Here is a 10,619-nt window from a genome sequence, read left to right as displayed (position 1 = left end):
GCCACCGCAGCAGTATCGACCACACCGGCCCTCGCCACATCAGACATCAAGTGCCACTCCTTGATCGGGAGTTACACCGTTGTATTTACAGTCCCTATTTCGAGGTCGGGTCGTGTCCAGTTCGTGCTCGTCACGATGAGCACAGCGTCATGGCTACGAACTCGGGCCAGTAGCGCCCGCATCCCGCTCGGCGACGCACCGCCAGGAGCATCGAAAACAATCATCGGCACACCGTCCAGCAGAACTGCGGCCACCTCCAATGGGTCGGGCCCAGGGGCAGCGATATGGGCCACGCGGCTGAGGTCACCACCCATCTCGGCCACCGCGAGCAGCCCCAACGAGGGCAACCCCACCACGGCCGTCAACTCCCCCGCCGCAGTCGCCGCCGCCAACATCCCCAGCAACGGACCCTTACACCCGAAACAGGCGACGACGGCGCCGCGCGGCAGGCCACCCTCCGGCAGTGCATCACCGAGCCCACCCGCAATCGGCAACACTCTGCTGAAGTCGACGGCCGCCCTCAACGGCGGCTCTGTTGCACCGACGCGCCCGTCGATCGCCGCCATACGAGCACGAAGGGCCGACAATTTCTCCGCCTTCGACAGCCCAACCAGCGACTGATCAGCGATGCGCCCGGCACGGGGCGGTTCATCGCTCACAACAGACAAGGCATCATCGAACATTTGTGCGAATGATGACACATCTCGACTTCGTTGTCGACAAGACCCGCCACCCGATAGCTAAGAATAAGCTGATCTCATGGTCAGACCATTGGCTCCGATGCTGGCCGTCGCAGGGCAGCCTCCGGCTGTCCCTGGAGTCTGGTCGATAGAGATGAAGTGGGACGGTATGCGCGCCATCGCACAGACCGGTCGGCGCTGCCGTGTCGACGTTCACGTTTTTCCCGGTGCCTGCGGTCACGTAATTGGGCAGGTGGTGGGTCCTGGGTGATGTTTCTACCCGACCTCCTTGTTCGGTGTCTTGGGTTCGTCCTTGCTGCCGGGTCGTTTGTTGGGCCGGTAGGAGGGCCCGTTCATGAATACCTGGTGACTGGTGTTGATCAACCGGTCCAGAAGTGATTCGGCGACAACGGGATTCGGGAACAGTGGGTACCAGTCGACCGGTGATCTGTTCGAGGTCAGGATCAGGGAGCCCCCTGATGTCGACCGTTCGGAGATCAGTTCGTAGAGGTCGTCGGCCTGGGTGGCAGTCAGCTCCCTCATGCCGAAGTCGTCGAGGATCAGCACTGGGGGCCGGACGAACTCGCGCAGGCGTTTGTCCCAGGTGCGGTCGGCGTGACCACCCGCGAGGGTGGCGAGCAGTCGGCTGGTCTTGGTGAACCGGACCTCGGCGCCTTGGCGGATGGCCAGATGCCCGAGTCCCTGGGCCACATGCGTTTTGCCTACTCCTACCGGGCCATACAAGACCACCGACTCACCGACCGGCAGCCACCGCAGCGCCGCGAGATCGCGGATCTGCGCGGCGGGCAGTTTCGGGCTGGCGGCGAAGTCGAACTGTTCGAGGGTGACTTGTTGTTCGAAGTGGGCCCGGCGGATCCGGCGGGCGATCGACTGGGACTCGCGGCGGGCGATCTCGTCGTGACACAGCACCTGCAGGAACTCGATATGCCCGAGGTCACCGGCGCGGGCTTGGGCCAGCCGGGACTCGAGCGTCTGCAGCATCCCGGACAGCTTGAGGGTGCGCAGTGCCTGCTCCAAGGCGACATCGACGATCATGCCGACACCCCCGACCCGCGCTCGCCGTCCGCACCGTCATCTCGAGCGAGGTCCGCTGTGGTGGTATCCATGGCGGCGTTCGTGGTGGCGCGGATCGCGGCCGGGCTGTCCGGGTTGGGCAGCGCCAACACGTTCCGGAACAGCCGCGAAGGACCGTGCAGGAACGCCGAGGCACCTCCATCGCCGCTGCTTGGCGGTGGTGGATCCGCTTCGAGGCCGGCGGCGAGGATGCCCTTGATGGTCCGATAGGACGGGTCACCGACAGCGATCGCCTTGGCACACGCCAGTTCGAGCCGGGCTTCGCCATGGCGGTCGGCCAGCCCGAGCACGCCCTGGGCGGCGCGCAGCCGGAACAAAGCGTTCTCGCTGAGCAATTCGGCGACCACGGCGACCGTCGACTCGCCGATCTGTTCGGCTCGTTGACGGCACCAGGTCGGGCCCTTCATGGCGAAGGCGATCCTTTCGGGCGGGTAATGCGACACGTCGGATTGCTTTCCGAACGGCTTGCGCACATGCGTGGCGATCAACTCGCCACGGTCGAAGATCTGCACCATCGAATACGTCGACCGCACATCCACCTTCCGGCCGATATACCGCCACGGCACCGAATACAAACACCGTCCGGCCTTGACATGGATGTCCGGGCCGACAGTGCCAGTCGACCAGTCCGCGAGCACGAAATCCTTGCCCGGCAACGGAAGAAGTGCCTCACTCTCGACCGCGTCGAACACCACCATCGGCGCCGCACCCTCCAGCGGCCGGCACCGTCGCTGCCCGGCCACGTCCCGGCACCACACGACCGCGGCCTGCTGCATCTGCTGCACCGAGATCCACTCCCGCCCGCGCCAGAACGAATCCCGCACATACGGCATCGGCCGCTCCACCCGCGGCTTGTCCTTCGGCTTCCCGCGCCGCGCCGGATCGACGAGAGCACCGTAATGGTTGGCCAACTCGGCATAGGAGCGGTTGATCTTCGGGTCATACAGGTCCGGCCGCGCCACCCCAGTCCGCAAGTTGTCCGGCACCAGGCGTTTGGGCACGCCGCCGAAGAACGCGAACGCCTCCACATGCGCCTCGGTCCACGCCCGCTGATCCATCGTCAGCACCGGGCGCACGAACATCAACCGCGACAACGCCAGCACCATCACGAATGCCCAGATCCGACGACGTCGACCGCCGATCGGATCCACCCAGGAACCCAGATATCCGTAGTCGATCTGCGCTTCCTCACCCGCCGGGGGATCCTCCCGCAACACCGTCACCCGGCCACGCAGGTTCTCCTCAGGCAGGTTGGCGTCCATATACCGTTTCAGCGACGACACCGACGCCGTCAGCCCGTGTTCGTCGCGCAGCCGCTGCCAGATCGTCTGCCGGGTCACCCCGGCCTTGGTCATCGCGACGATGAACTCGCGATGCTGCTCGATCTCCGGCCAGGTGATCTGCCGCACCTTCGTGTCAGCGATCTGCGGAAACCACTGCCGCACCAGCTCGCTCCACTCCGCCGGCGACCGCTGCGGCCCGCCCGGTGACAACCCGGCCGCGATCGCCGGGTCCACATACTTCTTCACTGTTTTGCGGTCCAGCCCGAGGCTGGCCGCGATCTGGCTCTGCGAACGACCCGCATGCCAGTGAACCAAGATCTCGACGATATCGACCACGTCGAACGTTCTCCTCGCCAATACAGGCTCCCATCACCATCGGATGGGAGCAGCCAACTCCTGCGAGGACCACACCAGTCGCGACCGGCTTCCCGCTGGGGAATTACGTGAACGCGGCCCTGCCCGAATACGTGAACGGAAAACGGCCTACCTGCGGACTTTCGTGAACGCTGACACACGGTCTGGATACGTCTGCGGCGCAACAGAGTTCGGTTCGCGCCTCCGAGTAGGCGCGGTCGGCGATCACCACCTCCGGATTGCGCCGCGGCGCCCACCGGCCAGCCGCGGAACCACCACCGCGTCCAGCAGCGGCGGCAGCAGCGGCGAGTCGTTGGTTTGACCGGGCGTGAGCAGCACGGCCAGGCCGCGACCGGCGCCGTCGGCGGCGAGATGGATCTTGGTGGTCAGCCCACCGCGGGAGCGCCCGATGGCATGGTCGGCCGGTTCATAGCCCGGTCACCGAGTCGGCGGCCGCGCCAGCGGCGTGCTGATGTGCCCGCACGATCGTCGAGTCGATCGAGACAACCCAGTCCAGGTCACCGGTGGTGTCGGCCAGGGCGACCAGAGCGGTCAGCACCCGGTCCCAACTGCCGTCTGCGGCATAGCGGCGGTGGCGTTTCCACACCGTCTGCCACGGCCCGAAATGTTCCGGCAAATCCCGCCACGGCAGACTGGTGCGCAGCCGATACAGCATCCCCTCCACCACCAGGCGATTGTTGGCGAAGTTACGGCCAACGTGGCCCTCGGACTTCGGTAGCAGCAACTCCAGCAGTTCCCACTGCTTGTCGGTCAGAACTCGGTATCGATCACCGATCGCGGTCGCCACGCACGACATGATGCACGACCGGCCCCGATCACGGAGCCGATCGATTCACCCCATTGGGAGACGAACCTAGTGGCTGGCTGTCGCCGACGGCGCGGTAACAGTGTCGGTGTACCGGCGATTGCTCTGCCTCCGCGATGGCGTTCGCCCGGGAATTCGCGGCCAGGATCAACGACACTGGATGGTGCAACCCGACTTCCAGCGCAGCGATCGATCCTCGCCGCCGCCGCACCGAACCACGTCCGTCTACGACGGCAAGCCGTCTGATCGGCCGATACGACCCGTTTCGACTTAACCCCGCGCTCACGCTGGCCACTCGGCTCGCACCGGAGATGACGAACAACGCCATCTCCGTCGCCGACGTCCTTGAGCGCAGCCCGAAGAAGGACGGATGACCCCGACGGCCAACCCGCTGTCCGACAGAGCAATTCACCGCCTGCTCAACCTCTTCGAGCGACCCAGTGCGGAGCATCTGACCAAGCACGAGCAGAAGGTCGCCTGCGCGCTGCCCGAGGAAGCAGCACATCAGGTGACTGGGCTCGGTCCTACTACATCGGACCCGACTGCGGCTTGGAGGTCGGGCCGCGACACACGACCAGCCGACCCCGCCGATAGGAGCAAGCACTGTGAACGTCGGACCAACCTATACCCATGTCCTCAACGAAGGCTATGCCGCGGGCGTTGTCGGCCGATCAGGCGAATGGCTGTCCGTGCACAGCTCGCCGCTGTCGAGCCGTCTCTGTTTCCCACCCAGGAGGGCGCCGAGCTCTACCGGGCGGCGTGGCGGCTGTGGCAGGCGTACACGACGGAGATGCAGATCCCTTTGACCTAGAACAAGAAGGGCGCGATGGTCGGGTTCGTCGGCTGGCTTTCACAGCGTGGTTCCCGGCCGAACACCATCCGGCATCGGTTGGCCGCGGTGCACATTCTGCTGCGGAAGCTCGACGCCGAGCCGACCCTCAAGACCAAGGAGCAGGTCGCCAAGATCGTCAAGCGCCTGGAGAACGAGTTGACCCGGGCGCGGAAGCTGCCACCGACGAAGAAGGCCCCGATCCTGAAGGCCGGGCACCTGGAGGCGATGGTGGCTGCGCAGCCGGACACCCTGCGCGGCCTGCGCGACGCCTCGGTGCTGCGCTTCTGGTTCGGGCTCGCCGCGCCGCTCGGAGTTGGCGGTGCAGACCGACCGATCCAGGACCACGATCCGGTTGATGGTGGAGGACATCACCCCCGACCCCGACGAGCGGGGCCTGATCGTCGAAATCCGTGTGTCGAAGACCGGTGCCGGGACGGTGGTGGTGCCGTGGCAGCACGGGAGCCCGGTGTGCCCGGTGACGGCGTGGCATCGCTGGCGGGAGGCGGCGGCCATCACCGAGGGGCCGGCGTTCCGGGCGCTGACCCCGCACCGCGGGCGTCTGACCGCGCACGGGATCAGTGAGAAGACGGTGCGGCGCATCATCACTGCGGCCGAAGCCCGCGCCGGGCTGTCGGAGGGGTATGCCGGCCATTCGGGGCGGCGGTCGTTCGTCACCCAGGCGGTGGAGGTGGGCGCGAGCTTGAACGAGATTTGCGCGGTCACACGGCATGTGCCGGGGTCGCGGACGGTGCATGAATACTTCGAGGTCCGCGACCGTTGGGCGCAGCATCCGCTCAACCGGATCATGGGCTGATCGGCTGCGGTGATGGTGTCGGGCGTCCGTGGTGAGGTGGATCGGAGCACAACCGAATCACCACAGTGCGGCAATGGATCCACGAATCCCGCCACATCAGCGTCCTGACCGGCGCGGGAATCTCCACCGATTCCGGCATCCCCGACTTCAGTGGCACCGGCGGCCTGTGGACCGCCGATCCTGGCGCGGAGCGGACGGCCACGATCGGCCACTACCGCGCCGACCCGGAGCTGCGGCGCCGGGAATGGACTCGCCGGGCGGCCGATCGGCGGACCGCAGTGCCCAATCCTGGGCATCACGCGCTGGTGGAGTTGGAGCGCGCCGGGAAGCTGGACACCCTGATCACCCAGAACATCGACGGCCTGCACCTGGCGGCCGGGACCAGTCCGGAGCGGCTGGTGGAGATCCATGGCAACGACCGCGCGGCGGTGTGCCTGGAGTGCTCGACGCGGCTGCGGATCGAGCTGGTGTTGGAGCGGGTGTGCGACGGCGACACCGACCCGCGCTGCGCGTGGGGCGACGTCCTGAAGTCGAGGGCGGTGTCCTTTGGTCAAGACATGGATCGGGCGGCGCTGGCGCGCGTGGACGCGGCGGCGCGGCGAGCGGAGCTGTTCATCGCGGTCGGTTCGTCGCAGACGGTGTTCCCGGCGTCGGGGCTGGTGCCGGTGGCGGCCATATCGGCACGGGTAGTGATCGTGAACGGTGAGGCGACGATGATGGACGAGGTCGCGGACCTGGTGGTGCGCGGGTCGATCAGCGTGATCCTGCCGCAGCTGGTGACCGGGTTGTCGCCGGAGCGCGCGGCGGCTTCCTAACTCCCCCCCATACGCTCCGATCTGCGGAGATGCTCGGTGTATTCTCTATAGGTGGGTTATGAGTGGCTGCCGTCGGCGATCAGTCGTCTACAGGGTCTGGGCACCGGTGAGGTGATCGCGGCCTTGCTGGACGCGCGCCGCCGATGGGTACAGCGGGTCGAGACGAAGTCCGGTGCACGCGGACTGGCGGTCTGGACCCGCACACCGGCGGGCACGCCGATCCTGGTCGTCCTGCGGCCGCTGGGCGACTTCGATCACCAGATCACTTTCGCCGCGCCGATGACTCCGCAGCAAGTAGCCGCGTTCGAGGAGTGGGAGAACAACCAATGAGCGCACAGAAGGACCTTCAGGCCCTAGTCGAGGGCGAAGAGCTGGCCGCCGCCGCCGAGGCGGGCGAGCTGGTGTTCGGCGAGACGGTGGACGCCGACGCGGTGCTGCCTCCCGCCGCCGACGATGACCCGTTGGTGGTCACCACGGTGCGGTTGCGGCAGAGCCAGAGGCAGCGGGCCCAGAAGATCGCGGACAAGCGTGGCGTCGAGGTGACGACCGTGTACCGGGAGTTCGTCGAGCAGGGGTTGAAGGACGCCGAAGGCGAGGCCGAGGACTACAAGGTGTCTTACGCCGACCTCAAGCGTGCCGTGGCCTCGCTGAAGCGCACCGCGTAGGTGGCGCAGCGTGCCGTTTCTGTCGGTGCCTGCTGGTAGAACCCGCTCATGTCACAGCAGACACCGACGGTCCGGCACGCGCGGCTGGCGTTGGAGCAGGTAGCGGCCGAACTCGATCGCACCGCGTTGGGTGGCGGCTACCTCACCGCCGACGTGCTGAGCCTCCTGGCGAGGAAGGTCCGGGACGCGGCCGCGGTGTATGACTCCGCCGTCGCCTCAGAGTCGGGATAGAACACACGTTCGATTGGCGGTAGGGTGCGGCCATGCCCGAACTGAGCCGCCTGGACTTCGCGAAAATGCAGATAGAGAACGTGCGGGAGTGGCTGCTGAACGCCGCCGCCTTCGGCAAATCCCTCTCGCCCGAGACGATGGAGATCATGGCGGGCAAGCTCGCCGAAGGCCTGCGCATCTACACCGACGCCACCCAGGACCAGAAGTGAGCGACCCCGCCGACCAGGCCCTGATGACCCGCGAGCACCAAGCCCTGCTGCGTGCCGTCGTCGAGGCGATCAACGCCGCCCGCCGACCGGCCAACCCTGCCGAACTCGCGAGCTACCTCGCCGGCCGAATCAGCCCGGCGCCGCACGTCGACGACATCACCATCACGCACATCTTGGAACTGCCGAGCGTGGCGTATGTGCGGGGGGAGGCCAGCGGTGTGGTGCTCGCGCGGGTCCTGGATGCGCTGGAGGCCGCCATCGCGGGCGAGGAGTACCGGCCGCCGCCGCCAGGTGCGGACGACCGGTATTGACCAGGATTTCCCGCTGAGTCTTGGTGCGGCCGCGTCGATGCCGGAACCGCGCTCACTTGTAGGGCCGCCAAATGGCGTCGAGCTGTCCGGCGCGGAGCGACTGTAGACGGTGAGCGTGTTCGGTCGCGATTTCGGGGCGTCGGCTCAGGTCTGGGATTGCCGAGGTGACCAGGAGCAATTCGCGTATGCGGCGCAGCACCGGCCACTCCGTCCATGACGTCACGTCGGCTCCGTAGGCGGCGGCGAAGTCACTGTAGAACTCGCGGTGGCCGAACCGGATCCCGTCGACTGCGACGACGGCGAGATCCCAGGCGGTGGGTCCGATGCCGGTGCTGTCGAGATCGGCGAGGATCGTTGTGCCCGCTGGTGCGCGCAGGAGGTTGCCGGTGTGCGCGTCACCGTGGATCACGCCGCTTCGCGGCATCGTGAGGTTGCGGTAGTCGCGTTGCACCTGAATCCATTGCGCTCGTAACCAATCCAGGCTTTCGGCATCTATCGTCGGGTCGGCTGCGTGAACCCGCAGCGATGCGGCGGCGAAGGGGTCCCATGTCGGCAGGCTCGCGGCATCGGCGACCGGGATCGTGTGCAGCGATTTCACCGCGGCGGCCAACTCACCGGCGGTGAAATCTTCTCCGGGCGCGGTGTTGGGGACTTCGTGCCAGAAGGTGACGGCGTAGTCGCCGATGTACACCGGCTGCTCGGTGTCGAGCAGCCGCACGGTGGGGGCATCGTGGTGGGCCAGCCACCGCGCCATGGTGACCACTCGCGGTGCTCGGGTGCGGCCGAGCGCTCCGAGGCCGATACGTGCAATCACGGAGCCCGGGAGACGGTATGTCGCGTTGTTGGTGTATTTGATCAGCTCGGCATCATCAGCGCCGCCCAGGCCCGCCCGCGCGCAAGCGCTGGCGAGCACGTCACGTAGTTGTCGTGCGCGAGCTGGGTCCAGCGTGGTCATCAGACCGGCAACGCCACGCGTGCCGAGGCGAGTTCTCGCTGCATGTCACCTACGGCGGAATGAGTTCGTGCGAACCGCGCGGAGGCGTTCTCGATTTCGGTGAGCCGCTCCACAGCTCGGGCGCTGCGGATGGTGGTCATCTGCTCAAGGACATGGTTCGCTTCTCGGATACCGTCATCGACAGCGCCGACACGGAACAGGGCTGTTGACAGCACGATCCGGTCGAACACCAAACTTCGTGCTGGCCGTGTTTCGTCTACCTGGCTCAACGACGATCGGGTCAGCTCGATGCACTCTCCGGCGAGCTGCACGACGGTGTGCTGATCGTCCAACGCGGTGGCCAGCACTCCGTTGACCAGCGCGGTGTGACCGAGGAAATCGCCCGTGCTGAAGAAGATCCTGCTCCACGGCTCCACCCGGTTGCGATCGACACGACTCATCTCGTGCTGAGCACGAGCAAGGCTGTCGCTCACGCGGCTGCGCTGGCCCATGAGTGCGTAGGCCCACGCCGCGGTCGCGTGCAGCTGCGCGGCCTCGCCCAGATCGCCCGCGTCCTGCGCTGCGATCTGTCCCAGCTGAACCAGCCGCAGAGCGGTCTGCGGGTCACGTTGGTGCAGCGCCACTCTGCCCATGCCGAACGTGACGTTCGCGGCGAGGCTGTTGGCCTCCGGGGCGTCGACCGTTTTCGCCCAGGTCAATGCTTGACTGAAATAGCGTTGAGCCTGTGTCTGCTGGCCCGCATCATGACAAGCCCAACCCGCGATGTTCCCCAACTCGGTCAACGCGATGAGCAGCTGATTGCGAGTTGAGTCGTCGCAGTCGGCGCGCAACAGGCCCGCGCTCCACGCCAGCGTTGCGCATGTGGCATCGACCATCACACAGCCGCCGTAGCGGTTCTGTTGGGCACTCAGATCCTCGGTGATCGCTCGAAGTCGAGCAACGTCTGACGGCACGACCCGCGTCGGCACCGCACCCAAACCGGGTGCCAGCTTAGGCAGCCACCGGCCTAGCTCACCTGTAGCGCCGACGACCGCAGCCGCCACCGCGCTGAGGAACTTCCGCCGTTGCACGTCCTCGTCTCCTCCACTTGCCCCCTGCCCGTACTCGATATGCGCGCCTGGTGCCCTGCGTCTTTGCCGGTCAAGGAAGCCCAGTTCGGTTACTGACACGCCGAACACCTGCTCGAGGGCCAACCGATAGTGATGGTGCGGGCATCGCACCACGCCCCGCTTCAACTTGCCGATGTAGTTGGCGTCGTAGCTGCCTGCACGACCGGTGATCTGCTCGACCGCAGCGTTGACACGCTCGGCTACCTCGTCCTCAGTCCAGCCCTTCTCCGCGATCTGCTGCGAGAACTGATGGTTCCGCATCCGTGTCTCCACGGTGGACTCCTTCTTCCTGTACCCGAGGATAGCGAGAATCATGCCCCCGGCGAGGGGCGAACTCAGTTTGCCGGGTGGTCTGCCGTGTTGTCTGCCCTAGCTATCACTACTCCGCAACTGTGACGCTCGTCTCGTGACCCGGCGTCGGGTGTTCGCGCCAACCACAC

At 66.4% G+C, this 10,619-nt stretch carries 15 protein-coding genes and 2 pseudogenes; 9 read left to right on the top strand and 8 right to left on the bottom strand.

Features of this window, described 5'->3' with window-relative positions; all coding sequences use genetic code 11:
- Positions 1 to 71 precede the first annotated feature (71 nt).
- The 5 genes and pseudogenes from ABZ803_RS34750 to ABZ803_RS34730 form a co-directional block, all read right to left on the bottom strand.
- Positions 72 to 683, bottom strand: a complete 612-nt coding sequence (locus tag ABZ803_RS34750; protein ID WP_357046040.1) for a hypothetical protein — start codon at positions 681 to 683, stop codon at positions 72 to 74.
- Between the two features lie 273 nt (positions 684 to 956).
- Complete coding sequence (gene istB, locus ABZ803_RS34745) at positions 957 to 1,736, bottom strand: IS21-like element helper ATPase IstB (protein ID WP_357046038.1); 780 nt, start codon at positions 1,734 to 1,736, stop codon at positions 957 to 959.
- 143 nt (positions 1,737 to 1,879) lie between these two features.
- Positions 1,880 to 3,394: pseudogene (gene istA / locus ABZ803_RS34740) on the bottom strand (IS21 family transposase); the annotation flags it as partial.
- A gap of 226 nt (positions 3,395 to 3,620) precedes the next feature.
- Positions 3,621 to 3,826 (bottom strand): annotated as a pseudogene (locus tag ABZ803_RS34735) (transposase); the annotation flags it as partial.
- Positions 3,827 to 3,839: 13 nt separating this feature from the next.
- Positions 3,840 to 4,220, bottom strand: coding sequence for an IS5 family transposase (locus ABZ803_RS34730; protein ID WP_357046036.1), 381 nt, complete (start codon positions 4,218 to 4,220; stop codon positions 3,840 to 3,842).
- 134 nt (positions 4,221 to 4,354) lie between these two features.
- Between ABZ803_RS34730 and ABZ803_RS34725 the strand changes: the two genes are divergently transcribed.
- Both ABZ803_RS34725 and ABZ803_RS34720 read left to right on the top strand, forming a co-directional pair.
- Complete coding sequence (locus ABZ803_RS34725) at positions 4,355 to 4,612, top strand: hypothetical protein (RefSeq protein WP_357046034.1); 258 nt, start codon at positions 4,355 to 4,357, stop codon at positions 4,610 to 4,612.
- Between the two features lie 305 nt (positions 4,613 to 4,917).
- The gene (locus ABZ803_RS34720) at positions 4,918 to 5,049 is read left to right on the top strand and encodes a hypothetical protein (RefSeq protein ID WP_357046032.1); all 132 of its coding nucleotides are present in this window, start codon (positions 4,918 to 4,920) and stop codon (positions 5,047 to 5,049) included.
- A gap of 39 nt (positions 5,050 to 5,088) precedes the next feature.
- On the opposite strand, the gene ABZ803_RS34715 is transcribed toward ABZ803_RS34720, so the two are convergent.
- Positions 5,089 to 5,439, bottom strand: coding sequence for a hypothetical protein (locus ABZ803_RS34715; RefSeq protein ID WP_357046030.1), 351 nt, complete (start codon positions 5,437 to 5,439; stop codon positions 5,089 to 5,091).
- On the opposite strand from ABZ803_RS34715, the gene ABZ803_RS34710 reads away from it, so the two are divergent.
- The 7 genes from ABZ803_RS34710 (at position 5,426) to ABZ803_RS34680 (ending at position 8,115) form a co-directional block, all read left to right on the top strand.
- Positions 5,426 to 5,884: a hypothetical protein gene (locus ABZ803_RS34710; RefSeq protein ID WP_357046028.1), complete on the top strand. Its 459-nt coding sequence runs from the start codon at positions 5,426 to 5,428 to the stop codon at positions 5,882 to 5,884. The genes ABZ803_RS34715 and ABZ803_RS34710 overlap by 14 nt on opposite strands.
- A gap of 65 nt (positions 5,885 to 5,949) precedes the next feature.
- Positions 5,950 to 6,699: a Sir2 family NAD-dependent protein deacetylase gene (locus ABZ803_RS34705; protein WP_357046026.1), complete on the top strand. Its 750-nt coding sequence runs from the start codon at positions 5,950 to 5,952 to the stop codon at positions 6,697 to 6,699.
- Positions 6,700 to 6,750: 51 nt separating this feature from the next.
- A complete protein-coding gene (locus tag ABZ803_RS34700; protein ID WP_357046024.1) occupies positions 6,751 to 7,029 on the top strand; it encodes a hypothetical protein in 279 nt (92 codons plus the stop codon).
- On the top strand, positions 7,026 to 7,364 hold the full coding sequence (locus ABZ803_RS34695; RefSeq protein ID WP_357046022.1) for a hypothetical protein: 339 nt from the start codon (positions 7,026 to 7,028) through the stop codon (positions 7,362 to 7,364). The genes ABZ803_RS34700 and ABZ803_RS34695 overlap by 4 nt, the downstream gene beginning before the upstream one ends.
- 48 nt (positions 7,365 to 7,412) lie before the next feature.
- Complete coding sequence (locus ABZ803_RS34690) at positions 7,413 to 7,595, top strand: hypothetical protein (RefSeq protein ID WP_357046020.1); 183 nt, start codon at positions 7,413 to 7,415, stop codon at positions 7,593 to 7,595.
- A gap of 32 nt (positions 7,596 to 7,627) precedes the next feature.
- The gene (locus ABZ803_RS34685) at positions 7,628 to 7,804 is read left to right on the top strand and encodes a DUF6374 family protein (RefSeq protein ID WP_357046018.1); all 177 of its coding nucleotides are present in this window, start codon (positions 7,628 to 7,630) and stop codon (positions 7,802 to 7,804) included.
- A complete protein-coding gene (locus ABZ803_RS34680) occupies positions 7,801 to 8,115 on the top strand; it encodes a hypothetical protein (RefSeq protein WP_357046016.1) in 315 nt (104 codons plus the stop codon). The genes ABZ803_RS34685 and ABZ803_RS34680 overlap by 4 nt, the downstream gene beginning before the upstream one ends.
- Before the next feature lie 52 nt (positions 8,116 to 8,167).
- Here ABZ803_RS34680 and ABZ803_RS34675 read toward each other — a convergent pair whose 3' ends face one another.
- Positions 8,168 to 9,070, bottom strand: coding sequence for an aminoglycoside phosphotransferase family protein (locus ABZ803_RS34675; protein ID WP_357046014.1), 903 nt, complete (start codon positions 9,068 to 9,070; stop codon positions 8,168 to 8,170).
- Positions 9,070 to 10,452 (bottom strand): hypothetical protein, encoded by a 1,383-nt coding sequence (locus ABZ803_RS34670; RefSeq protein ID WP_357046012.1) that lies wholly within the window; start codon positions 10,450 to 10,452, stop codon positions 9,070 to 9,072. Before ABZ803_RS34670 ends, ABZ803_RS34675 begins: the two co-directional genes overlap by 1 nt.
- Positions 10,453 to 10,619: the final 167 nt, after the last annotated feature.

Source organism: Nocardia sp. NPDC047648 (genome assembly GCF_040642815.1).
Lineage (GTDB): Bacteria > Actinomycetota > Actinomycetes > Mycobacteriales > Mycobacteriaceae > Nocardia > Nocardia gamkensis.
Note: the sequence above shows the minus strand (reverse complement) of the source record. Positions and strands in the feature narration are given on the sequence as shown.